A 24301-nucleotide genomic window follows, 5' to 3' on the forward strand; every position below is an offset into this window, starting at 1 on the left:
TCGAGGCCGGTCACGGATCCGCCGGAGGACTCCACGGCCGTGGTGAGCTGGCTGACCGAGGTCCCGCTCGCGGGGACCTCCAGCCGGACCGTCATCGAGTACGAGACGCTTGGCGCCGTTGCCATGGCCGACTTCCTCTGCTTTCCAGGTTTCGCTGATGCGCGGCTCGATCGTCCCACCTACCCACCGGTAGGGGGTAACCAGGTCCGGGTTGCGGAAATAAAGTTCCGCAAAAGCCCGACGGGCGCCCTTCCCGGAGGAAGGGCGCCCGTCAGAACGCTGATGACACCGACCCGCCATGCTCGCCTCGCGGCAAGTGGTCGCTCGTAGCGACGAAGGTTGGGCCCGGGGGCTTGGATCGAGCCGGTGCCACACCCAGGCTAACAAACCGTCCCCGGAAGTCATTCCGCCCCGGCGAATTCACCCGTCGGGGCTCCCCCGGCCGGAGCCCGGGAGCCCCGGCCGGAGCTGGGGGAGGGTCACTTCCGGGACGGGCGCGGCCAGTACCGGAGCACTCGGCTCCACAGCACCCGATCCCGCGGCGCCCGATCCCGCAGCACTCGGCCCCGCAGCACTCGGCCCCGCGGCGCTCAGTCCCGCAGCAGGTCCGGCACGCCGTCGGCGTCCGGGTCGTCGCGCTCGCCGGAGAGCACCGTCAGGCGCTGCGTGGCGCGGGTCAGCGCCACGTACAGCACCCGCAGGCCCGCCGGGGACTCGTCGGCGATCTCGGCCGGCGAGACCACGATCGTCGCGTCGTACTCCAGGCCCTTCGCCTCCAGGCTGCCCAGCACCACGACCCGGTCGCCGAGCCCGGCCACCCAGCCGCGGGCCTCGGCGCGCCGCCCCATGGGCACGACCACGCCGACCGTGCCCTCGACGTCCGCCAGCAGGTGCTCCGCCTCGGCCCGCACGGCCGGGCCGAGCGCGGCGCCCGCGACGGCGAAGCGCGGCACGACGCCCGTGGAGCGGACGGCCGCGGGCGACTCCATGCCCGGCATCGCCAGCGCGAGCACCTTGGCCGCGAGGTCGGCGATCTCCGCGGGGTTGCGGTAGTTCACGGTGAGCCGGAAGCGGGTGCGGCGGCGGGCGCCGAGGGCCTCGTCGCGGGCGGCGGCGGCCTCGTCCGGGTCGGACCAGGAGGACTGCGCCGGGTCGCCGACGATCGTCCAGGTGGCCGTGCGGCCGCGGCGACCGACCATCCGCCACTGCATGGGCGTGAGGTCCTGGGCCTCGTCCACGATGACGTGGGCGTAGTCGCGGCGCTCCTGCGCCAGGCGCTCGGCGCGCTCGCGGCGCGACTCCGAGCGCTGGGGCATCAGCTCCTCCAGCCCGGTGAGGTGGTCGAGCGGGTCGTACTCGCGCGGCTTCTTCGGGCGGGCCGGGGCGCCCAGCAGCGTCTCCAGCTCGTCCAGCAGCGCCACGTCGTGCACGGACAGCGGGCCGCGGCCGGCGGCGTCCAGGCGGCGCAGCGAGCGGGCCAGCAGGCGGGTCTCGCGCGGGTTGAGCACCCGGCGCGAGGCGCGGGCGAGGCGCTTCTCGTCGGCCATGCCCGCCAACACCTGACGCGGCGTCAATTCCGGCCACCAGGCGTCGAGGAAGGCGAGGAAGTCGTCCTCGGTGGTGATGTCCTCGTCGAAGGCGGAGCGGGCCTCGGCGGCGAGCTCCGGGTCGGTGTAGCGCTTGGGGCCGCCGGCCCGGGACCACAGGGCGTCGAGGATCAGCCGGCGGGCGCGCGGGCGCAGCAGGTTGACCGGCGCGGTGCCGCCGAGGGCGGTGTTGCGGATCCGCTTGAGGTCCTCGGCGCCGAGCTCGATGCGGGCGCCGAAGGCGACGACGCGCAGCCGCTCGGGCCCGCCCGGGCCCTCCAGCACGCCGCGGACCGCCTTGCGGAGCACCTTGAGCATGCGCGAGGAGCCCTTGACGCGGGCCACGGCCGGCTCGTCGTACGTGTCGGCCTCGGCGCCGTCGACCAGCGAGCCGACGGCGCGGATGGCGACCTGCCCCTCCTCGCCGAGGGAGGGCAGCACGCCCTCGGTGTAGGCGACGAGGAGCGGGGTCGGGGAGACGACGAGGATGCCGCCCGCGTACCGGCGGCGGTCCTGGTAGAGGAGGTAGGCGGCGCGGTGCAGGGCCACGGCGGTCTTGCCGGTGCCGGGGCCGCCCTCGACCTCGGTCACCGACGCGGCGGGCGCGCGGATGACCATGTCCTGCTCGGCCTGGATGGAGGAGACGATGTCGCGCATCGTGTGGCTGCGGGCCTGGCCGAGCGCGGCCATCAGCGCGCCGTCGCCGACGACCGGCAGGGTGCTCCCGCCGAGCGTGGCCGTCAGCTCCGGGCGCAGCAGGTCGTCCTCGACGCCGAGGACGCGGCGGCCCTTGGAGCGGATGACGCGGCGGCGCACGACGCGGCCGGGCGCCACGGGCGTGGCGCGGTAGAAGGGCGCGGCGGCGGGCGCCCGCCAGTCGATGACGAGCGGCGAGTAGTCGGCGTCGAGGACGCCGATGCGGCCGATGTGCAGGGTCTCGGCGATGTCGGCGCGGTCGCCGAGGACGGCGTCGTCGGCGGGCTCGACGGAGGTGTACGCGCCGTCGGGGCCCTTCTTGCCGTCCTTGCCGAGCAGCAGGTCGATGCGGCCGAAGAGGAAGTCCTCGAATTCGCTGTTGAGCCGGTTGAGGTGCACCCCGGCCCGGAAGACCTGGGCGTCCCGCTCGGCGAGCGCGCCGGGCGTGCCGACCTGCCCGCGCTTGGCGGCGTCGTCCATGAGGAACTCGGCCTCGTGGATCTTCTCCTCCAGACGCCGGTAGACCCGGTCCAGATGCTGTTGTTCCGTACCGATCTCGCGGTCGCGGACCCCGTCGGGCTCGCTCTGCGGTCCGGTCGCCACCTGCGCGTGCGTGGCGTTCTGCGCGGCCACCCAAGCCCCCTTCTGCTGTGCCTAGGGCAGCCGTCAACCGTACGCGAACACAGGTGCTGAGCGCACCTGTCAGGACATGGTTGTTTTTATTCGGGCTGAATGGGTTTTGGTCACACCTTGACGGTGGCGAGGAGTTTGCCGTCGAGGGTCCGGACCTCGAACCGGGATATGTCATTCCGGTTCAGTGCGGCGCCGCCGTGGGTGTAGAGCGGCTCTTTGCCCCATTTACTGCCCGTATCGGCTTTGCCGGCAGCGCCGGTCGCGTCCGTCGCGTCCAGGCCGTAGCCGCCCGGCGGGACCGCCCACGTCGTCACCGTCTGCCGCTCCCCGTTCTTGCCCACGGCCACGAGATCGCAGGTCAGCGGGCCTCTGACGTGGGCGAGCCGGAGGGCCACGTGGGTGCCCCAGGGCTTCTCCTGGAGCGAGACCGTCGCGTCGACCTTCGTCGCCGGATCCACCGCGCCGATCTTCTCGCCGTCCTCGTACATCTGCTGGGCCGCGCTCGCGGTGCTGTGATCCGGCGCCTCCTCCGGGAAGACCGCCGCGCCCACCAGCGGGCCCGCGACGATCAGTGCGGCGGCAGCCGCGACCAGGCACAGGCGGCGGGTGCGCCGCGCGCGGCGGCCTGCCGCGACCCGGCCCAGCAGCCGGCCGAGCAGCGCCGGGTCCGGGCGCGGCACAAGCGCCTCCTCGGGACGGGGGGAGTCCAGGCCCGGCGTGGACTCCTTCAGCTCGGCGAGGAGCGGCGTCAGGTCCATCAGGCCGTCGAGCTCGGCGGCGCACTCCGGGCAGTCGGCGAGGTGCTCCTCGAACCGGGCCGCGTCCGCCTCGTCCAGGACGCCCAGCGCGTAGGCGCCCACGGCGGTGTGCTGCTCGTCCCGCTCGTGCTGGCCGCGGTCCGGTGCCGGCCGGTTCATGCCGTCACTCCTCGTTCTTCGAGCGAGAGCTTCATCGAGCGCAGTGCGTAGAAGACGCGGGACCGCACGGTCCCCGCCGGCACGCCCAGCGCCTCGGCCGCCTCGCTCACGGTACGTCCCCTGAAATAGGTCTCGATCAGCGCCTCCCGGTGCGCCTCCGTCAGGTCGCCCAGCGCGTCGGAGATCGTCATCAGGCGCAGCGCCCGGTCGATCTCGTCCGCCGCGGGCATCAGCTCCAGCGGGCCGGGGTCGACCTCGCGCGGGCGCGCCTGCCGGCTGCGGTGGTTGTCTATGACGATGCGCCGGGCGACGGTCACCAGCCAGGGCCGTACGGAGCCGGGGGCTCCGCGCAGCCGGTCGGCGTTGCGCCAGGCGCGCAGCAGCGTCTCCTGGACCACGTCCTCCGCCCGCTGGCGGTCGCCGTCCACCAGGCGCAGCACGAAGGCGAGGAGCGGGCCCGCGTGCTCTTCGTAGAGCGCCCGCATCAGGTCCTCGTCGGGGCTCGTCCTGTCAGCCACGGCGGCATCCTTGCGCAAGCCTTCTCCCTGGTCGATAGCGCGCGTCGGTGATCCTGCCGGTACCCGTCAGTAGCCGTAGCCGCCGGTTCCGCCCGTCCCGCCGCCGGTGCCGGGGCCCGGTGGGCCCCGTCGGCCAGGAGTACGGGGCGGACGGGCGGCCTGTTCAGCGCGCGGCGGAGAATTTCGGCCCTACGGACCGGCCGCCTCAGCGGGTGCCGACCGTGCGGCGGCGGTGCCGGGCCACGCGCTCGCGGTTCCCGCAGACCTCGCTGGAGCACCAGCGGCGTCTGCGGCCGCGGGAGGTGTCCAGGTAGACCAGGGAACACGTCTCGCCCTCGCAGCGGCGCAGCTGCCCGCGCGCGGCGGGGTCGGTGAGCAACTCCACCGCGTCGCGGGCGACCTGCCCGAGCAGGGCCCCGCAGTCGGGCGCGCCGGCGAGGCTGCGCAGCAGGGTCCCGTCGGCGCCGCGGTCCGCCTTCAGGGCGGGCGGGGCGGTGACGGCGAGGGCGTTCACCCGCTCCAGGTCGGGGTCGGCGGCGCGGCCGTCGACTTCGGCGTGCACGACCCGGTGCAGCAGGTCACGGACGGCGCGGAAACGGGCGAGCCAGGTGGCGTCGACGGCGGCCAGGGGCGTGCCGGGCGGGACGGCTCCGGAGCCGAGCAGCCAGTCCCGCAGCCGCTCGGGGCTGTCGAGCCGCTCTACGGGCTCCCCGCCGAGCCGCCCGCCGACCGTGCCCACCAGATCCAGGCAGAGCCGCCCGCCGTCAAACCTGAGTCCGCCCTCCACCAACACCCCACCAGAGTGCCCCGCGAGAGCCGCGGGTGTTAACCCCGCGAACCCCCTGTCCCCGGCGGGACGGCAGTGTCCGACGGCTACGCCCCCATCGCGGCCGCATCCCCTGGCGGGAGCCACGAGTCGGCGGGCCGAGTCAGCCAGGACTCTCGCGCCGCGAGAGTCGCCGCCGCCGTGCGCAAGGACGTCAGCGCCGGGTGGCGCAGGCCGCGGCGCCAGACCAGGGAGACCGGGGAGAGCGGGACCGGGTCGGCCAGGGGGCGCAGGACCATGCCCGGGACGTCGATGAACTCCTCGCTCGCCAGGACCGACCACCCCCGCCGCCGCACCACCCGCACGAACTCGCCCTTCCCCTCGATCTCCGGGAACGGCGCGGCGATCCCGATGCCCCGCCCCTCGAAGAGCCGCTCGGCCAGGTCCGTCCACTCGGCCGTGGCCGGATTGCCCGCGGCGGCGTACAGCGTCTCCCCCGCGAGGGAGTCCAGCGGCACCTCCGGCAGGGCCGCCAGCCGGTGCTCCTCGGGCAGGAGAACCGCCATCCGCTCGTACCGTACGGGGCAGTGCTCCAGCTGCCCCCGCACCGCCGGGCCGAGCCCGGCCACGCGTCCGAAGGAGACGTCCAGCCGCCCCGCGAGGATCTCTCCGGCCGCGCCCGTGAGCCCGCTGTGGAAGCGCGCCACCAGCTCGTGCTCCGGCGCCGCGCCGCGCGCGGCGGTCAGCACCCGCCACCCCGTGCCGACCGTGGCCGCGCAGTCCACGATCAGCGGCCGCTCCTCCCGCGCCCAGGCCGCGTCGAGCTCCTCGTGCGCGGCGAGCACCCGCCGCGCGTACGGCAGGAGCCGTTCCCCTTCCGCGGTGAGCGTGACCTGACGCGTCGTCCGGGCGAACAGCTCGCTCCCCAGCCGCTGTTCGAGCCGCCGGACATCCCGGCTCAGCGCCTGCTGGGCGGTGAACAGCCGGGCCGCGGCCCGGGTGAAGTGCAATTCCTCGGCGACCACAGCGAACGCCCGCAGCAGCCGCGGCTCTATGTCGTACGGCACGAGCCGCAGTTAACAACAGATCCGCGTGAACGGCGACCGATGAGGTGTTGGACCGCGCGCGGGCGCCGCAACAAAGCTGAAGCCCATGCCCCCGCTCGAACCCCTCGCCCCGTACGCCCGTCTCTTCGCCGTCCCCGGCGCCCGCGCCTTCACCGCCTGGAACCTCCTCGCCCGCCTCCCCATGGGCATGTTCGGCGTCAGCGCCGTCCTGATGATCTCCGCCGCCCGCGGCTCGTACGCGCTCGCCGGCGCCGTCACCGCGACCGGCCTCGCCGCGACGGCGGTCGTCGGCCCGCTGACGGCCCGGCTCGTGGACCGCCACGGGCAGGCCCGCGTCACCGTCCCCGCCGCCGCACTGGCCGCGCTGGGCTCCCTGGCCCTGGTCGTGTGCGTGCACGCCGGCGCCCCCGCCTGGACCCTGTTCGTCTGCTACGCGGCGACCGCCACCACCCCCAACACCGGTGGCATGTCCCGCGCCCGCTGGTCGCACCTCCTGCGCGCCGACCCGGCCGCCCTGCACACCGCCAACGCCTTCGAGCAGGCGGCGGACGAGGCGTGCTTCATGTGCGGGCCGGTCCTCGCGACGTTCCTGTGCACGTCCCTCTTCCCCGAGGCGGGCACGCTCGCCGCCGCGCTGATGTTCCTCACCGGCGCCGTGCTCTTCGCGGCCCAGAAACGCACCGAACCCCCCATATCCGCCCGGCCCGTGCGCCCGCGCTCGCCGCTCCGCGGCAACCCCGGCCTCGCCTCGGTCCTGGCCGTCTTCCTCTGCACGGGCGCGCTGTTCGGCTCGCTGGAGGTCGTGACGATCGGCTTCGCCGACGCCGAGGGCCACCGCCCCGCCGCGGGAGCCGTCCTCGCCCTGCAAGCCGCCGGCTCCTGCGCGGCGGGCCTGCTCTACGGGCTGGCGCGCCCGGCCGCCCCCGCGTCCGCCCGCTTCCCCCGCTGCCTGGCGGCCATGGCCGCCCTCGCGCTGCTGCCGCTCGCGGCGACGGCCGCGGGCGGCGGCCTCCCCGCCCTCGCCGCCGCGCTGCTCCTGGCCGGCATGGCCACGGCGCCCACCATGGTCACGGGCATGAACCTCGTCCAGGGCCTGACCCCGCCCGGCAGCCTCAACGAGGGCATGACCCTGGCCGTGACCGGCCTCCTCGCCGGCATCGCGGCGGGCTCGGCGGCCGGCGGCTACGCCGTGGAGCACGCGGGAGCGGCGGGCTACGCCGTACCGGCCGCCGCCGCGGCGGCCGCACTGCTCACGGCGACGGCCGGCCGCCGGGCCCTCGCCCTGCGGCAGCCCGCGCGGCCCGCCGCCTGAGGAGCGTCCCCAGCCCCGCGGCCACCAGGATTCCACCGGTCGTCCCGCCCGCCACATAGGCCACGGTCATCCCCGAGCCCCCACCGGCTCCGGAGGCCCCGCCCGTCGCGCCGGCGGACGTGACCTCCAGGTGCGCCACCTTCGTGACCCGCCCGTGGTGGCTGGCCACCGTCACCGCGTACGTGCCGGGCGCGAGCCCCCGCCGGATCCGCGCGGGCGCGAAGTACCGCGGATCGTCCCCGTCGCCCGCCTTGCTGTCGTCGCGCCGCAGCCGCACCGGCTTCTCGAACGCCGGCGACGTGGCCGTCAGCCGCTCCTCCTCGCCCGGGTCCGGCGACCGGTCGCGCCACAGGACGTTGACGGTGCCGCCGGGCGGCACCCGGTGCCCGCGGCCCCGGGCGTCCTCCGGGCCGGACGCCGGGGAGGTGCCGAAGAAGGCGGGCCCGCGCGCCCGGCCGACGTAGTCGCGGTCACCGGGCCGCGCCGCCCGCACCGTCAGCGGCTTCTCGTCGACGACGCGCCCGCCCGGCCCGTACAGCGTGACCTTGTACGTGCCGTCGCGGACGCCCTGCGGCAGCTCGGCCGCCCCGGAGAACAGCCGCGGATTGTTCCAGTCCGCGCTCGACGGGTCGTGCGCCAGTCGCACCTCCTTGCGGAAGGCGGGCGAGCGCACGGTGAAGGCCTTGCCGCTCTCGCCGGGGTACAGGTCGTCGTACGCCATCCACAGCCGCTCCCCCGGCCGCAGCACCTCGCCGGGCGAGGCCGCCGAGAAGCTCGGCCGCTGCGACGGCTTCACCTCGACCCGGTCCTCGGCGACGACCCGGCCGCCGGCCCGGACGGTGAGCGGGTACGTGCCGGGCCCGGTGGTCATCGCGATAGCCGGGCGGGCGTGGTGGGCGTGCTCGCGCGGCGCGAGCCGGACGGGGCGCGGGAAGACGGGCGAAGAAACGGTGACGTCGCCGCCCCCGCGGACGCCCTGCACCTCTATGTCGACGAGCTCGCCGGGGCGGTTGTCGAAGGCGCTGTTGAGCAGCACGTGCACGGGGCTGCCGTCGCCGGCGAACGCCGGGGCGGCGGCGCCTCCGGCGCACCACAGGGCTCCCGTGGCCAGCACTGCGGCCACCGCCGTACGCGTCCGGTTCACCGGGCCACCACCCCCTCGTCGTGGAGCGTCACCAGGAAAGAGGGCCGGGGCCGCCGGTAGGTTGCCGCAGCGCACATAACAAAAGCCCCTGATCTGCGTTTCCGCAGATCAGGGGCTTTTGTTCACATGGGATGAAGGGGTCTGGGGGTCATGCCCCCAGAAATACGGCGGACGAACCCGGCTCGCGCACTTCGCGAGCAGGGCCCGCCCGTTCGTCCGTGGAGATGGCGGGAATCGAACCCGCGTCCAACGGTGCAGAATCAGGGCTTCTCCGTGTGCAGTCCGCTGCGATTTTCTCGGCCCCGGAGATCACGCGGACAAGTCTCCGACGGGCTCAGTCACTGTTTGATTTCCCACCCACCCCCGTGACCGGGGTCAGTGGTTTAGTTCCCTAGCTGATGCCAGGATCCGGGTCGGGAACAGCCCCGGGCTGACACTTCGCAAGTCGCTACTTAGGCAGCGAGGGCGAAGGAATCGCGCTTGGTGTTGGCGATTATTGGTTGCGACATATGGTTTACGAGATCATTGCCGCTTCCTCGACACGCTTCCCCTGCTTCGACATCCGCTGTCGAAACCGATCATCCCCATGTTGATTTTTCAATGTGCGCGCACCGGGTACCACCCCGTGTGCCGCTACGCCCATCGTACGTGACCGACGGGCGCCCGTGCCAGCGTATTACCGCTGCCTACCGCTGCTGGCCCCGCGCAGCGGACGCCCGCTGCCGGCGGCGCGCCGCGGCGATCGCACGGTTCGACTCGCGCGTGTCCTGCTTCTCGCGCAGGGTCTGCCGCTTGTCGTACTCCTTCTTGCCCTTGGCGAGAGCGATCTCGACCTTGGCCCGGCCGTCCTTGAAGTAGATGGCGAGGGGCACGATGGTGTGCCCCGTCTCCTGCGACTTGGAGTCGAGCTTGTCGATCTCGACCCGGTGCAGCAGCAGCTTCCGCTTGCGCCGCGCGCTGTGGTTCGTCCACGTGCCCTGGGTGTACTCGGGGATGTGGGCGTTGTGCAGCCACGCCTCGCCGCCGTCGATCTGCACGAAGCCGTCCACCAGCGAGGAGCGACCCTGGCGCAGCGACTTGACCTCCGTACCCGTGAGGACCATGCCGCACTCGTACGTGGTCAGGATGTGGTAGTCGTGCCGCGCCTTCTTGTTCTGCGCGACGAGCTTGCGCCCCGTCTCTTTCTTCTCTGTCTTAGCCATAGCGCCGCCATTCTCGCACTAGGACCCACCCCCGAGGCCACTCAATACTGTGCGGGCCCGCTCCTCCGCGTCGCCGCGGACCACCAGGTCGGGGGCGATGCCGCGGCCGTCGACGACGCGGCCCGCCGGAGTGCGGTAGTGGCCGACGGTGAGCTCGGCGACGGAGCCGTCCGCGAGACGGCTCGGCATCTGCACCGAGCCCTTGCCGAAGGTCCGCGAGCCGGCCACGACCGCCCGGCCGCGGTCCTGGAGGGCCCCCGCCAGCAGCTCGGCCGCGCTCATCGTGCCGCCGTCGACCAGGACGACGAGCGGCAGGGCGGTGGCCCCGCCGGTGCGGGCCTCCAGGGCGCGCTGCCTGCCGTGCACGTCGTAGGTGGCGACGAGCCCGCCGTCGAGGAAGGCGGAGGCGGCCGTGACCGCCTCGTCGACGAGGCCGCCCGAGTTTCCCCGCAGGTCGAGGAGGATGCCCTCGCCGGGCAGGGCCTGCGCGGCGGCCGCGCGCACCTGCTCGCCGGTGCCGCGCGTGAACGAGCCGACCTTGATCCGTACGGCCGCGGCTCCCGCGCCGCCGTCCCCGGCGAGCCGCTCGACCGTGACGCTCTCGGTGGCCAGCCGCGCCCGGTACAGCGTGCGCTCCCAGCTGCGGCCGGCGCGCTCGACCCCGATCCGCACGGGCGTGCCCGCGCCCGGCCGGGCAGCGGTGTCGCCGCGGAGGCGGGCGACGACCTCGGTGACGGGCCGGCCGTCGACGGGCGTGCCGTCGACGCTGCGCAGCCGGTCCCCGGGGCGGAGGCCGGCCCGGCCGGCGGGGCTGCCGGGGCGGACGCTGTCGACCTCGGTGCGGCCGCCGGCGGCGCGGCGCGCGGAGAGGCCGACGCCGATGTACGTGCCGTTCAGGGCGCGCTCCAGGCCCTCGTACTCGCGGGCGCTGTAGACGGCGCTCCAGCGGTCGCCGCTGCGGCCGACGACCTCGGCGGCGGCCTCCGAGCCGGACTTGCCGTCCTCGACGGCCCGCGCCGCGGCGGCCTCGACCTCGCCGCGGTCGACGGGGGTGCCGGCGCCGTCGCCGGGGCGCTCGTCGCCCGCGACGGCGCGGTCCGCGGGTCTCGCCGCCGTGCGCGACGCGGCGCGGGCCTCCGGCGCTTTCCGGCCGTCCTGGCCGCCCCTGCCGTCCGGGCTCCAGGAGCCGGCCGCGGCGCCGGTGGCCAGCACGCCCGCGAAGACCAGTGTCAGCGCGGCGCCGCGGCGGGCGCGGCGCTGCGGGTGGAACATCGACGGGCCGGGCATGCGCGTGAGTCTAGGACACCAAGGCGCGCCGTACGGGGAGTTGACCGTACGGCGCCCTTGGCTCATGTCACACCTTGAGGTACTTGCGGAGCGCCGCGAACGCCGCGAGCGCGGGCATCAGCAGCCCGATGGCGAGCACCAGCGGCAGCTTGGCCAGGACCGCGTCCCAGCCGATGAACTGGATGAGGTCGATCTGGTCGACCAGCCAGTTGTTCACGAGGAAGTAGTGGCCGGCGACGAGCAGCACGCACGCCAAGCCCGCGCCGAGCAGGCCCGCGAAGGCGGCCTCCATGATGAACGGGATCTGGATGTAGAAGCTGGACGCACCGACCAGCCGCATGATCCCGGTCTCCCGGCGGCGGCTGAACGCGGAGACGCGGACGGTGTTGACGATCAGCATCAGCGCGACGACGAGCATCAGCGCCATCACGCCGAGCGCCGCGTAGTTCATGCCGTTGACCAGGTTGAAGAGGTTGGACAGGACGTCCTTCTGGTCCTGCACCATCTGCACGCCGGGGCGCTGCGAGAACGCGGTCGAGATGACCTCGAACTTGGTGGGGTCCTTGAGCTTGACGCGGAAGGACTCCTGCATCTGGTCCGGGGTGACGAAGCCCGCGATCGGCGACTTCTTGTCGAACTGCTCCTTGTAGTGCTTGTACGCCTCGTCGGCCGTCTCGAACTGGACCTTCTGGACGACGCTCATCTTCTCCAGATCGGCGCGGATCTCCTTCTTCTGGTCCTCCGTCGCCGCTCCCTTGGCACAGGAGGGGAAGGACTCCGCGTCGGTCTTGTTGCAGAGGTAGATCGAGACGTTGACCTTGTCGTACCAGTACCCCTTCATCGTGCTGGCCTGCTCGCGCATGAGCAGGGAGCCGCCGAAGAGGGCGAGCGAGAGCGCCACGGAGACGATCACCGCGAAAGTCATCGTGAGATTGCGGCGGAGACCGACGCCGATCTCCGAGAGGACGAACTGGGCGCGCATGGCGTCCTTTCAGGCTTCAGTGCTGGTAGCCGTACACGCCGCGCGACTGGTCGCGTACGAGGCGTCCCTTTTCCAATTCGATGACGCGCTTGCGCATCTGGTCCACGATCTGCTGGTCGTGGGTGGCCATGATGACCGTGGTCCCGGTCCGGTTGATCCGGTCGAGGAGCTTCATGATGCCCACCGAGGTCTGCGGGTCGAGGTTGCCCGTCGGCTCGTCCGCGATCAGCAGCATCGGGCGGTTGACGAACGCCCGGGCGATCGCCACGCGCTGCTGCTCACCGCCCGAGAGCTCGCCCGGCCGGCGGTCCTCCTTGCCGCCCAGGCCCACCAGCTCCAGCACCTGCGGGACGGCCTTCCTGATCTCCCCGCGCGGCTTGCCGATCACCTCCAGCGCGAAGGCGACGTTCTCGCTGACGCTCTTGTTGGGCAGCAGCCGGAAGTCCTGGAAGACCGTGCCCAGCTGGCGGCGCATGTGGGGCACCTTCCAGTTGGACAGCCGGGCCAGGTCCTTGCCCAGGACGTGCACCTGGCCGGTGCTCGCGCGCTCCTCGCGGAGCAGCAGCCTCAGGAAGGTGGACTTGCCCGAGCCCGAGGAACCGACGAGGAAGACGAACTCGCCTTTCTCGATCTCCAGCGAGACGTCGCGGAGCGCCGGACGGTTCTGCTTCGGGTAGGACTTGGAGACGTTGTCGAATCGGATCACGAGTGCACCACGCGTCGACCTGGATAGGGGGACGGACCGCCGCGCAGGCGGCTCCCGTTCGGTGTGCGTGACCATACGCGAACGAGCCGTGCACGCGCAGGCAGCGACCGGGGTCGGCGCGTTTATTACCGTCATGTTCGGGGACAAAACGAGGACAATCGGCCCGCACGCGCCGTTCGCCGGGGAAGCTGGCAGAGTGGTAGGGGGAACCGCACGGCTCTCCCGCGCGTTGGACGTACCGGAGGAGGAGATCGCATGACATGCGACCGACTGGTGTGCGCCAACTGCGCGGGCCCTGTCAGCGAGGGCCGCTGCCCGGTCTGCCGGGCCAGCAGGGAGCGGCTCCAGCAGCAGGAAGGCCTCTTCGCCGGCCTGACGCCCGCAACGCTGATCGCGCTGCTGGTCGCGCTGGTGGCGGTGGCCGTGCTCGCACACGGATTCGCCGGGTAGGCGCGCCGTCACGCGTGGTCATGCGCGTGCCCGCTCGAACGACGCACGAAGGCCCGGAGCGCTGAGCGCTCCGGGCCCTTTGCGTGCTTGCGTGACCCAGCCGCGGGCTGCGTGACTACGCGGCTACGTCCGCGGCCTGTGTCAGGCCGCCGCCGCGCCCGCGTTGCGGGTCATGAGGCGGGGCAGGAGCCGGAAGCCGACGCCGCCCGCGATCATCGTCGCGGCACCGATCACCAGGAAGCCGGTCTGGGAGGCGCCGGTCTCGGCCAGCTGCTCCTTGGGCTTGTCCTGCTGCACGGGCTTGGCGCCCGCGCTGTCGGTGTCCGTGTTGTTGCCGCAGTTGTTGCTGGTGTCGACGGGGCAGACCTTGCCCTGGTCACCGGAGTCGCTGCCGCCGGTGGAACCGGAACCGCCGGTGGCGCCCGTGGTGCCGGAGCCGCCGGTGCCGCTCTGGTCGCCGCCGGTGGTGCCGTGGTCGTCACCGGTGGAGCCGGTGGAACCAGTGCTGCCGGTGGTGCCGGTGGAGCCCGTGCTGCCGGTCGAGCCGGTGGAACCCGTGGAGCCGGTGGAGCCCGTCGAGCCGGTGCTGCCGGTGGAACCGGTGCTGCCCGTCGAGCCGGTGGAGCCCGTGGAACCGGTCGAGCCGGTCGAACCCGTGGAGCCCGTGCTGCCGGTGCTGCCGGTGCTGCCGGTCGAACCCGTGGAGCCGGTGGAGCCCGTCGAACCCGTGGAGCCGGTCTCGCCGGTCGCACCGGTGCTGCCCGTGGAACCGGTCGAACCGGTGGAGCCCGTGCTACCGGTCGTGCCGGTGGTACCGGTCGAGCCCGTGGAACCCGTCTCGCCGGTCGCACCCGTAGAACCCGTGGTGCCCGTGGTACCCGAGCTGCCGGTGGTCTCGCCCGAGCCGCCGATGCTGCCGGTGGAGCCCGTCGAGCCGGTGGAACCGGTGGACCCGGTCTCACCCGTGGAACCGGTCGTGCCGGTGGAGCCCGTGGAACCCGTCTCGCCGGTCGAACCCGTGGAGCCGGTGGAGCCGGTCTCGCCGGTCGAGCCGGTGCTGCCCGTGGTGGTGCCGCCCGAGGTGGGCGGCTGCGGGATGGTGTCCGGGTCGTCGGGCGAGGCGACGGCGTGGACGCCCGCCTTCACACCGACACCCGCGACCTGGACGTTGACGCCGGCGGCCGATGCCGCACCGGCGGCGGTCAGCGAAGCGCCCGCGGCGACCACCGCGCCGGCGGCTATCCGCGCGACACGCAGTCGCGTCTTCTTCGTCATATGCCTGCTACCCCCAGTAGCTCACTCGTCATTGGAGCAGCTCCGCACGGGGCGGTGGCGCTACTGGAGGCCTGGCACGGCCGGCGGGCCGGCCGTGTGATGCGGCGGCACTGTCGTCCGGGCCGCTCGCCCCCGCCACACGCGCCCCAGTGCTACGCGTGCCGCCGTCAGCCTTGCCAGTTTTTGACGCAGCGTCAAGCCGGATACGGGGGAGTTGTCCTGCTATGGAGGCCCTTGGGGTTACTTCTCCTGCTGCTTGCGCCAGCGGATGCCGGCCTCGAGGAAGCCGTCGATCTCGCCGTCGAGGACGGACTGGGGGTTGCCGACCTCGAACTCCGTACGGAGGTCCTTGACCATCTGGTACGGGTGCAGGACGTACGAACGCATCTGGTTGCCCCAGGAGCCGCCGCTGTCGCCCTTGAGCGCATCCATCTTCGCCTGCTCCTCCTGGCGGCGGCGCTCGAGGAGCTTGGCCTGGAGGACGTTCATGGCGGTCGCCTTGTTCTGGATCTGCGAGCGCTCGTTCTGGCAGGAGACGACGATGCCGGTCGGGAGGTGGGTCAACCGCACCGCGGAGTCGGTGGTGTTGACGCCCTGGCCGCCGGGGCCGGAGGAGCGGTAGACGTCGACGCGCAGCTCGGACTCGTCGATCTCGACGTGGTCGGTCTGCTCGACGACCGGGAGCACCTCGACGCCGGCGAAGGACGTCTGGCGGCGGCCCTGGTTGTCGAAGGGCGAGATGCGCACGAGGCGGTGGGTGCCCTGCTCGACGGAGAGGGTGCCGTAGGCGTAGGGGACCTGGACGGCGAAGGTGGTCGACTTGATGCCGGCCTCTTCGGCGTAGGACGTCTCGTAGACCTCGGTCTTGTAGCCGTGGCGCTCGGCCCAGCGCAGGTACATGCGCTGGAGGCGCTCGGCGAAGTCGGAGGCGTCGACGCCGCCGGCCTCGGCGCGGATGTTGACGAGGGCCTCGCGGGAGTCGTACTCGCCGGAGAGGAGGGTACGGACCTCCATCTCGTCCAGCGCCTTGCGGACGGAGGTGAGCTCGGCCTCGGCCTCGGCGAGGGCGTCGGCGTCGTCCTCGGCCTCGGCGAGCTCGAAGAGCACTCCGAGGTCGTCGATGCGGCTGCGGAGGGCCTCGGTCTTGCGCAGCTCCGCCTGGAGGTGCGACAGCTGGCTCGTGATCTTCTGCGCCGCCTCGGGGTCGTCCCACAGGGACGGGGCGGCCGCCTGCTCCTCGAGCACGGCGATGTCGGCCCTCATCCTGTCGAGGTCCAGGACGGCCTCGATCGACCCCATGGTCGAGGAGAGGGACTTCAGCTCTTCGGATACGTCAACGACTGCCACGCACCCAGCCTAACGGCTACGCCGCGCTTCCCGGCCCCCAAGGCCCCTCCGGGGCGCTCCGCTGAACCGCGCCGCCCCGGCCCCCACCGGCGCGGAAGCCGCCGCCCGCCCTGCCGGACGGGCCCCACCTCCACGGCGCCGGGCCCGGGCCCACCCGCAGCAACGGGGACGCCGGGCGCCCTCTCCCCCGCCGCGACGGCGATCAGCCACCGCGGCACAGACCGGCGGTGCCGAGCAGGCACCAGGCCGGGGACAGTCCGGCACCGCCGGACACCGCCGCGGGGGCCGGGCGCCGTCGCGGCGGATCCAGGGGCGCGGGCCCACCCGCAGCAACGGGGACGCCGGGCGCCCTCTCCCCCGCCGCGTCAGCGTTGGGGGTCCGGGTGGTGGATGCCGGGTTTGGCGTCGGCGGCGTCGTGGTCGGCGGTGGCGAACCAGCCGCCCACGCCCGCCGCGGCCGCCAGGGCGACCGCCGCCGCGCCGAGGCGGATGCGGCGGCGGCGCTGTTCCGCCGGGGAGCGGTGGCGGGCGGAGCCGGCGCGGCGCTGCCCGGCGGCGCGGGGCGCGCGGGCCGTGCCGTGGGCGCCGCCGGCGAGCTCGGCGGGCGTGGGCACGCGCATGCTGGTGTGAGTGTCGCGGCTGGAGTCCGAGACGGCGCCCGGCACGAGCGGGACGACGCCCCGCCGGCGCGCGGCGGCGGGCACGCCGCCCCCGTCCGCGGGGACCGCGGGGTCGTCGGCGTCGCCCTCCCCGTCGTCGGGCTCGTCGATGTCGAGGGGCGGTATCCCGGCGAGCCCGGGCAGCAGCTCCCGCAGGCGTACGGCGAGCTCGGAGGCGCGCAGCCGGGACGCGGGCCCCTTGGCCAGGCACTGGACGACGAGCTGCCACAGCTCGTCGGGGATGCCGGGCAGCGGCGCGACGGTCTCGGTGACGTGCCGCCGCAGCACCGCGCCGGGGTGCCCGCCGCCGAAGGGCGTGAAGCCGGCCAGCAGCTCGTACAGGACGGTGGCGAGGGCGTAGACGTCGACGGAGGCCCGCGGCGGCAGCCCCTCGATGATCTCGGGGGCGAGGTAGTCGGGCGTGCCGATGACGCTGCGGGGGCCGGTCCCGCGGCCGCCTTCCCGGGCGGGCCGGGGGGCGTCCACGAGGCGGGCGATGCCGAAGTCGGTGAGCAGCGCGGGGTGCGCGCCGCCGGGCCCGAGCGGGCCCTGCATATCGAGCAGGACGTTCTCGGGCTTGACGTCGCGGTGGACGATCCCGGCGGCGTGCGCGGCGGCGAGCCCGTCCGCGACGTCGGCGACGATGGCGACCGCGGCCTCGGGCGCGAGCCGCCGCTCGCGGTCGAGCCGGGTGCGCAGGTCCGTGCCCCGGATCAGGTCCATGACCAGGGCGAGGTCGGCGCCGTCGACGACGAGGTCGCGGACGCCGACGACGTTCGGGTGGTCGAGCCCGAGGAGCGCGGCGCGCTCCTGGACGAACCGTCCGACGAGCTCCTGGTCGGAGGCGAGATCCTCGCGCAGGAGCTTGATGGCGACCGGGCCCTCGGGCCCTTCGCCGAGCCACACGGTGCCCGCGCTGCCACGGCCGAGGACCTGGTGGGCGGTGTACCGGCTGCCGATCTTCCGTGCCAAGACTGTTCCCCGACTCCTCGTCTCCGACTCCGACAGGCGCGCTGGCGACCAAGCTACTGCCAACGCTCACCCCCGAGGCGGAAAACGCCAACCGGGTGTCGACAAATCGATTACCTGGTCATGTGCCGGAGGAGCCCGAGGAACCGGAGGAGTCCGAGGTGAGCCCGGCGATCCAGTCCTTGACGTCCGTGACCCAGTCCCAGGCGGCGTCCCAGAAGCTCTTGCCGTCGGCGACCCAGTCCTTCAGAGGGGTGAATTCCCAGACGAGCCACGCGCCGATGACCAGGATGACGATCATGAACAGGCAGCCCTTGAGGCAGCCCAGCCCGGGGATCCGCATCGGATTCGCGCTGCGCTGCCGCGGCGGCCGCGGCTCACGGCGCGCGGGCGGCTCCGGAGCGTACGGCTGGGGCTGCGGCTGCGGCGCCGGGGGCTGCTGGTAGCGCGGCTCCTGCCGGCGCTGCTGCCTGCGGGACGGCGGCGCGGGCTGCGGCTGCTGAGGGGCGTACGGCTGGGGCTGCGGCGCGTAGTGCTGCGGGGGCGGCGGCCGGTGTCCCTGGGGCTGCTGAGGGGCGTACTGCTGCCCGTAGCCCTGCTGCTGGTACCCCTGCTGGCCGCCGTAGCCCGGCGGCGGCTGCTGCTGGGGCTGCTGCGGCTGCCCGGCCCGCCGCTGGGGGCGGCGGCGCAGCGGGTCCTCGCTCGGGTCGAGGTACTGCACCTGGGTCTGGTCGTTGCGGTCGCGGGCGGCCCGCATCTGGGTCTGCCAGGGGTGCGCGCCGTCGCCCTCCGGGGGCAGCGGCGGTACGGGCGGCATGGCGCGGGTCGGGTCGGCGGAGCCGCCGGGGCCGGAGCCGGCCGGCATGACGCGCGTGGCGTCGGAGCCGGGGCCCGAGCCGGGGCCGTTGCCTCCGGCGGAGGTGTTCGGCAGGAGGCTGGTGGCGGCGTTCGGGTCGTAGGAGCCCGGCGCGCCCGGTGAGCCCGCCGTCGACGGCAGCACCTGCGTGGGGTCGGCGTCGCCCGCGCCGGGACGGGAGCCGGGGCCGGCGCCCTGGCCGGTGCCGGGCACGACGGCCGGCTCCGGATCGGGCCCGAGCAGCCCGGCGACGCCGAGGGCGGCCTCGGCCTGGTCCGGGGAGGCGTGCACGCCGACGCCCGCGGCGACGACGCGCAGCGCCCGCGCCAGGTTCTCCGCGCTGGGACGCTCCTCGGGCCGCTTGCGCAGGCAGCGCTCTATGACCGTCCAGAGGGGCTCCGGGACGGTGGTGGGGCGGCGCGGCTCGGAGCTGAGGTGCTGGTGGAGCACTTCGAGGGCGGTCGCGCCCGCGAACGGCGGCCGGCCGGTGACCAGCTCGTAGAGCAGGATGCCCGCGCCGTAGATGTCGACGGCGGAGGTCTGCGGGCGGCCCTCGGCGGACTCGGGCGCGACGTAGGCGGGCGTGCCGACGAACTCGTGGGTACGGGTCAGGCCCGGGGAGTCCGCGAGGCGCGCGATGCCGAAGTCGGTGAGCATCGGGTGCATCTGGCCGCCGTCGCTCCGCAGGAGGACGTTGGCGGGCTTGAGGTCCCGGTGGACGATGCCGTCGGCGTGGCTGGCGGCGAGCGCGTCGGCGATCTGGGCGGTGAGGAGGGAGGCGGCGACGGGCGTGAAGGGGCCGTTGTCGCGCAGGTAGTGGTGCAGGTCCGGGCCGTCGACGAGGTCCATGACGAGCGCGAGCAGGTCGCCCTCGACGACGAGGTCGCGGGTGCGGACGATGTTGGGGTGGGTGAGCCGGAGGAGCACGGAGCGCTCGCGCAGGAAGCGCATCACGACGTCCGCGTCGGAGGCCAGCTCCTCCTTGAGCACCTTGATCGCGACGGTCTCGCCGGGCCGGCCGGACACGGCCGCCTCGGCGCCCGCGGCCTCCCGCTGGCGTGCTCGCCAGACGGTGCCGGTCGCGCCGCGTCCGAGCACCTCCTCAAGCAAGTACTTGCTGCCTACCGGCCGCACGTCATGCGCTCCCTGGTCGTCATCTCGTCATCGTCGTCGTCATGCTCTGCATGGTCGTCAAGCTCTGCATGGTCGTCATGCTCCGCGAGGGCCTCTTTCGTGCCCGGCCTTCGCGCCCGGCTTTCCGCCCACTGTAGTGCCGTCCTACGGGCCTCCGGTTTGTCGACGGTTTGCCGAGGGTTTGCCGAATCCGCGGGGCTGAGGGGAAGACGCGGGTCGCGGGCCGTTGGTTGCCGCGCGGCGCGCGGAAGGCGCGCGGGCGGGCCGCGCGCGGCGCTCACGCGGCGTGAACGGAAGGTCCCGGCGGGGCGCCGCGGCCGGTCGGGAGCGGCCGTGCGGCCGGTTGCGCGGCCGGCCCGCCGCCCACTCCCGAGCGAAAGAAAATCTGTACGACTTGTTCGAAAAGAGACCCGTCATGGGCCGATATCGAACCGATCATGAGGTCCTCCCGGAAGGATTCGATCACCTTCCGCTTTCTTCGCACCCTCCCGCGGTCGTTCAAGATCACGAATTGGCCGTCGCCGGGCGCGTCGCTCCCGGCAGGTGCGAGGATGCTCGCAGCACGATGCGGAGGGGCGGGGCCGGTGCTTCCGGTACGTTCCGCGCGCCGTGGTGACCTGTACGTGCACCGGGGCAGAAGGGACCGTTGACGGCGATGCAGATCAGGCTGACCGTCCTCGGGCCGCTCAGCGGCCACCACACCACTGCGCCCGCCGTGCCCGCGGCGACCTGCGCCTGCGACGTGCTGGTGACCGCCCCCGCGGGGACCGCCCTGGCCGGTGTGGCCAGCGGCCTCGCCACGGCCGCGGCGGCAGCCGGCTGCGACCTGGGCACCGGGGCCGTCGTGGTCTACGCCGGGGCCGAGCGGCTCGACCCCCAGCGCAGCGCGCTGGGCGAGCCCCCGCTGATCGACGGCGCCGTCCTCTCCCTGTCCGCCCCGGCCGACCCCGAGCGGCACGCGGGCGTGCTCATGTCCGGCGTGCCGGAGGCCGCGGCGCGGCTCCACGTCGTCTCCGGGCCGGACGCGGGCGGCGTGCACCTGCTGCACGGCGGCGAGGTGCACGTGGGGCGCTCCGCGACGGCGGACATCCCGCTGGACGACCCCGACGTCTCCCGGCTGCACTGCGCGGTCGTCCTCCACGACGACGGCACGATCACGCTGCGGGACCTGGGCTCCACGAACGGGACCGTGCTCGCGGGCGAGCCGGTCGGCGCGGAGCCGGTGCGGCTGCCCGCCGGGGAGCTGCTGCGGGTCGGCGAGTCGGTGCTGAGCCTGCACGCCGCGGACGACTCCTCCCCGCGCGTCCTGCCGGCCGCGCCCGACGGCGAGGGCCACCTGCGCGTGGGCGGCAGCGCCCCCGGGGCGTCCCCCGCGGGCGCGGTCGCCCCGCCGGTGCGCGGCGCGTGGCTGGGCGCGCCGGCGGGCGTGACGGGCGCGGGCTCGACGGGCCTGGCGGCGGGCCCGGACTTCGGCGGCCCGGCCGCCTCCGGCCACGACTCGGCGACGCACGGCGGCCGCGGCTTCCCCCTGCGGGACGCGGCGCCCGGCGGCCTGTCGGTCCGCGTCCCGGCCCAGCCGGGCCCGTCCGGAACGGCACCCCAGGACGGCGGCCGGCCGAACCGTGCGGGCGCCTCCGCCCAGGAGCGGGGCACCTCTTACGGGACGGGGTCGGTGGGCCGGGCCGGTGGCTTCGGCGGCGGGGTGCCCGGCCAGGACGGCGGTGCGGACGCGTACGGGGCGAAGGCGGACGCTTACGGGGCGAGGGGCGGGGCCGGAACGGCCGGTCAGGCGGGAGCGGACGGCGGCCCGGGCTCGTACAGAACAGACGACGGCCCAGGCTCGTACAGAACACCGGGCCCGTACAGAACTACGGCAAGCGGAACGGGTCCGGCGGGCCGGGTGGCACCGCCCGGCAGCACCCTGCCCGGCCAGGACAGCGGTGCGGACCCGTACGGGCCGGGGGGCACGGCCGGTCAGGCGGAGACGAACGGCGTGCCCGGCGGCTTCGGTAGCGGGCTGCCCGGGCAGGCGGGCCAACCCGACGGAGCCCCCGGCTCCCCCGGGCCCGCCCCCGCCGGTGAAACCGGCAAGCGGACGCGCGGGCGCGGGATAGGCGCGTGGGCCCGGCGGCTGGCCGGCGGACGCGGCGGCCGGGGCGCCGACGCGGACGCGTGGGGCGGCCCGGAGGACGACGCGGGCGCCGAGGAGCGGGCCCGCTCCGAGGCCGCCGCGCTGCGCGAGCGCTGGCCCGACCCCGCGGAGACGCTGCTCACCGCGCTCGGCCCCGGCCCCCGGCTGTGGGAGCGCGGCCCGGACCATCCCGACCTGCTGACCGTACGGCTGGGCACGGCCGACCGGCATTCGGCCGAAAACGGCGCCCTGCTGCCCTCGGTGCCGGTGACGGTCGCGCTGCGCGAAGCCGGTTCGCTGGGGCTCGCGGGCCCGCGGGGCCGGCTGTCGGCCCTGGCGCGCTCGGTGCTGGCTCAGCTGGCGGCGCTGCACGCCCCGGCGTGCCTGGAGTTCGTGCTGATCAGTGCGGACCGGGCGCGCCCGGTCGAGGAGCGCCTGGCGGAGTGGTCGTGGCTGGGCTGGCTGCCGCAGCTGCGCCCGGTGCGCGGGCAGGACTGCCGGCTGCTGGTGGCGTACGACCGCGAGCAGGCCGCGGCCCGCACGGCGGAGCTGGTGCGGCGCCTGGACGAGGGCCCGCTGGGCCCGCACTGGGCGACGGCCGCACCGGCGGCGGTGGCGGCCGCGGCGGAGCGTCACTCCGGCCCGTACACGGTGGTGATCGTGGACGGGGACCCCGGTTCGGCCGAGCTGCGGGAGACGGTGTCGCGGCTGGCGGTGGGCGGCTCCGCGGCGGGCATCCACCTGGTGTGCCTGGCGGACGCCCCGGCGACCACGCCGGCGTCGCCGGTGGTGTCGACGCTGGCAACGGCCCGCACGGCGGCCCCGGCGTTCCCGTACTGCGGCGCGGTGGCGCTGCTGAGCGGTGACGTGGCCACGGTGGTGCAGGTGATCCACCGCGCGCCCGCCCAGGACGGCGGCGCGCGCGGCGGCCCCGAGGCCGAAGCGCCGTCGGGCCCCGCCGTCATCGCCGCCGTGGACGCGGTGTCGCGGGCGTGGGCGGAGCGGTTCGCGCGGGCGCTGGCGCCGCTGCGGATGGCGGACGGCGTGGCGGGCGGGGCGGCCGCGCGCGTGGCGGCGGCGCTGCCGCGCAGTGCGCGCCTGCTGGACGAGCTGGGGCTGGCCCGGGCGACCCCGGCGTCGCTGACGGCACGCTGGGCGGCGGCCACGGACCGCGGTTCGCGGCCCGGCGGCCGGGCGGTGGCGGTGCTGGGCGCGGGCCCGCACGGGCCGCTGGCCGTGGACCTGGCGGCGGACGGCCCGCACCTGCTGGTGGAGGGGTGCGCGGGCAGCGGCAAGACGGAGCTGCTGCGCTCGCTCGCCGCGTCGCTGGCGGCGGCGGACCGGCCCGACCGGCTCTCGCTGGTCCTGGTGGACGGCGGGGGCGCGGAGCGCGGCGAGGGGCTGCGGCTGTGCACGGACCTGCCGCACGTGTCGACGTACCTGGCGGCCGCGGACCCCGTACGGATGCGGGAGTTCGCCCAGGCGCTGACGTCGGAGCTCAAGCGGCGCGCGGAGCTGCTGGGCCGGCTCGACTTCACGGCGTGGCACACGCAGCACGCGGCCGCATCCGCCGCGCAGGTGGTCGCGCCGCGGCGGGCGGCGGACGGCTCGGGCGACCTGGAGTCCGTACCGACGGGAACGCTCAAGCTGCGCACGCAGAAGGACGGCCCGTCGCTCACGGCCCGGACGGCGCTGCCGCGCCTGGTGGTCCTGGTGGACGACTTCGACGCGCTGGTGGCCCCCGCCCTGGGCAGTACGGGCCGGCCGTCGGCGGGCTCGGTGGTCCGGGCGCTGGAAGCCGTGGCCCGGGACGGCGAGCGGCTCGGCGTGCACCTGGTGGCCGCGTCCGGCCGCCCGGACCGTACGGCCGACACGGCGGCCGTCGAGCGGGCCGGGCTGCGCGCGACGCTGGAGATCGCCCCGCCGTCGGCGGACGGCACGCCCGGCGACGGCAGCGGCGCGGGCGAACCGGCCCCCGGCCGCGGCCGGCTGATGCGGCCGGACGACGACGTGACGACGCCGTTCCAGGCGGGCCGGGTGACGGGCCGCATCCCGCGGACGGCGACACTGCGCCCGACGGTCGTGCCGATCGACTGGCAGCGCATGGGCGACCCACCGACCCGCCGCCCCCTCCGCGAACTGGGCAACGGCCCGACGGACCTGGCCCTCCTCGCCAGCGCGCTCCAGCGCGCCGCGCAGTCAGCAGCGGCGGAGGCGGCACCGCCGCTGCTTTGACGCTGCGCGCCGGGGTGGGCACGGCCGGTGGACTCGGCGCCGCGCACACCGCCCGCCAAGCCCGCCCCCTGGGCCTGGGGCGCAGACACCCGGACCCGGGGCTGAGGCCGGCTCGGCACCGCCGGTCTGCGACATGGGGGCTGATCGCCGTCGCGGCGGGACTGCGGTGCGCGGCACCGCGAGGTGCGGGCGTTCGCCGGGGCCGGCGGGAGAGCAGGCGCGGGAAGCCGGCCACAACGGCGCCCACGCGTCGACCCGCCCAGCTGCACACCGGTCGGCTCGCCCCGTCCCAAGGCTGAGGACACCCCGGCACCGCCGGACTGCTGCGCGGGGGCCGATCGCCGTCGCGGCGGGAGGGCCGCGCGCGGCAGCGCGGGATGCGGACGCGGCGAGGCCTGCACGAGCGGGGAGCCGATCGCGACAGCGGCC

At 74.9% G+C, this 24301-nt stretch carries 17 protein-coding genes and 1 other RNA gene; 3 read left to right on the forward strand and 15 right to left on the reverse strand.

Annotated features, from left to right (window positions below):
* Positions 1-590: 590 nt before the first annotated feature.
* From D7231_RS30980 to D7231_RS31000, 5 genes are all read right to left on the reverse strand, one after another.
* Complete coding sequence (locus tag D7231_RS30980) at positions 591-2915, reverse strand: HelD family protein (RefSeq protein ID WP_120758985.1); 2325 nt, start codon at positions 2913-2915, stop codon at positions 591-593.
* A 110-nt stretch (positions 2916-3025) separates the two neighbouring features.
* Positions 3026-3832: an anti-sigma factor family protein gene (locus tag D7231_RS30985; protein WP_120758987.1), complete on the reverse strand. Its 807-nt coding sequence runs from the start codon at positions 3830-3832 to the stop codon at positions 3026-3028.
* Complete coding sequence (locus D7231_RS30990) at positions 3829-4368, reverse strand: sigma-70 family RNA polymerase sigma factor (RefSeq protein WP_120758989.1); 540 nt, start codon at positions 4366-4368, stop codon at positions 3829-3831. The genes D7231_RS30985 and D7231_RS30990 overlap by 4 nt, the downstream gene beginning before the upstream one ends.
* A 187-nt stretch (positions 4369-4555) precedes the next feature.
* Positions 4556-5137, reverse strand: a complete 582-nt coding sequence (locus D7231_RS30995; protein WP_391476021.1) for a CGNR zinc finger domain-containing protein — start codon at positions 5135-5137, stop codon at positions 4556-4558.
* 86 nt (positions 5138-5223) lie between these two features.
* Positions 5224-6183, reverse strand: a complete 960-nt coding sequence (locus D7231_RS31000; protein ID WP_120758994.1) for a LysR family transcriptional regulator — start codon at positions 6181-6183, stop codon at positions 5224-5226.
* A gap of 85 nt (positions 6184-6268) precedes the next feature.
* On the opposite strand from D7231_RS31000, the gene D7231_RS31005 reads away from it, so the two are divergent.
* A complete protein-coding gene (locus tag D7231_RS31005) occupies positions 6269-7495 on the forward strand; it encodes an MFS transporter (protein WP_120758996.1) in 1227 nt (408 codons plus the stop codon).
* On the opposite strand, the gene D7231_RS31010 is transcribed toward D7231_RS31005, so the two are convergent.
* The 6 genes from D7231_RS31010 to ftsE all read right to left on the reverse strand — a co-directional run bounded on the left by D7231_RS31010 (position 7434) and on the right by ftsE (position 12816).
* A complete protein-coding gene (locus D7231_RS31010) occupies positions 7434-8639 on the reverse strand; it encodes a hypothetical protein (RefSeq protein ID WP_147449822.1) in 1206 nt (401 codons plus the stop codon). The genes D7231_RS31005 and D7231_RS31010 overlap by 62 nt on opposite strands.
* 216 nt (positions 8640-8855) lie before the next feature.
* Positions 8856-9225: a transfer-messenger RNA gene (gene ssrA, locus D7231_RS31015) on the reverse strand.
* A 100-nt stretch (positions 9226-9325) separates the two neighbouring features.
* Complete coding sequence (smpB, locus tag D7231_RS31020) at positions 9326-9841, reverse strand: SsrA-binding protein SmpB (protein WP_120759000.1); 516 nt, start codon at positions 9839-9841, stop codon at positions 9326-9328.
* Positions 9842-9859: 18 nt separating this feature from the next.
* A complete protein-coding gene (locus D7231_RS31025; RefSeq protein WP_194961313.1) occupies positions 9860-11128 on the reverse strand; it encodes a S41 family peptidase in 1269 nt (422 codons plus the stop codon).
* A gap of 67 nt (positions 11129-11195) precedes the next feature.
* Positions 11196-12110: a permease-like cell division protein FtsX gene (ftsX, locus tag D7231_RS31030; RefSeq protein ID WP_106682122.1), complete on the reverse strand. Its 915-nt coding sequence runs from the start codon at positions 12108-12110 to the stop codon at positions 11196-11198.
* A gap of 16 nt (positions 12111-12126) precedes the next feature.
* On the reverse strand, positions 12127-12816 hold the full coding sequence (gene ftsE / locus D7231_RS31035) for a cell division ATP-binding protein FtsE (RefSeq protein ID WP_030369273.1): 690 nt from the start codon (positions 12814-12816) through the stop codon (positions 12127-12129).
* Positions 12817-13071: 255 nt separating this feature from the next.
* Here ftsE and D7231_RS31040 point away from each other — a divergent pair, with 255 nt between their 5' ends.
* Entirely contained in the window at positions 13072-13266 is a 195-nt protein-coding gene (locus D7231_RS31040) for a hypothetical protein (RefSeq protein ID WP_030369272.1), read from the forward strand.
* A 141-nt stretch (positions 13267-13407) separates the two neighbouring features.
* Here D7231_RS31040 and D7231_RS36285 read toward each other — a convergent pair whose 3' ends face one another.
* The 4 genes from D7231_RS36285 to D7231_RS31060 all read right to left on the reverse strand — a co-directional run bounded on the left by D7231_RS36285 (position 13408) and on the right by D7231_RS31060 (position 19506).
* Positions 13408-14541: a hypothetical protein gene (locus tag D7231_RS36285; RefSeq protein ID WP_147449823.1), complete on the reverse strand. Its 1134-nt coding sequence runs from the start codon at positions 14539-14541 to the stop codon at positions 13408-13410.
* Between the two features lie 240 nt (positions 14542-14781).
* Positions 14782-15888 (reverse strand): peptide chain release factor 2, encoded by a 1107-nt coding sequence (gene prfB, locus D7231_RS31050; protein ID WP_120759004.1) that lies wholly within the window; start codon positions 15886-15888, stop codon positions 14782-14784.
* A gap of 365 nt (positions 15889-16253) precedes the next feature.
* Positions 16254-17519 (reverse strand): serine/threonine-protein kinase, encoded by a 1266-nt coding sequence (locus D7231_RS31055; RefSeq protein ID WP_120759006.1) that lies wholly within the window; start codon positions 17517-17519, stop codon positions 16254-16256.
* A gap of 118 nt (positions 17520-17637) precedes the next feature.
* Positions 17638-19506, reverse strand: a complete 1869-nt coding sequence (locus tag D7231_RS31060; protein ID WP_120759008.1) for a serine/threonine-protein kinase — start codon at positions 19504-19506, stop codon at positions 17638-17640.
* A gap of 655 nt (positions 19507-20161) precedes the next feature.
* Between D7231_RS31060 and D7231_RS31065 the strand changes: the two genes are divergently transcribed.
* A complete protein-coding gene (locus tag D7231_RS31065) occupies positions 20162-23872 on the forward strand; it encodes an FtsK/SpoIIIE domain-containing protein (protein WP_120759010.1) in 3711 nt (1236 codons plus the stop codon).
* Positions 23873-24301 lie beyond the last annotated feature (429 nt).

Source organism: Streptomyces klenkii, from assembly GCF_003626645.1.
Lineage (GTDB): Bacteria > Actinomycetota > Actinomycetes > Streptomycetales > Streptomycetaceae > Streptomyces > Streptomyces klenkii.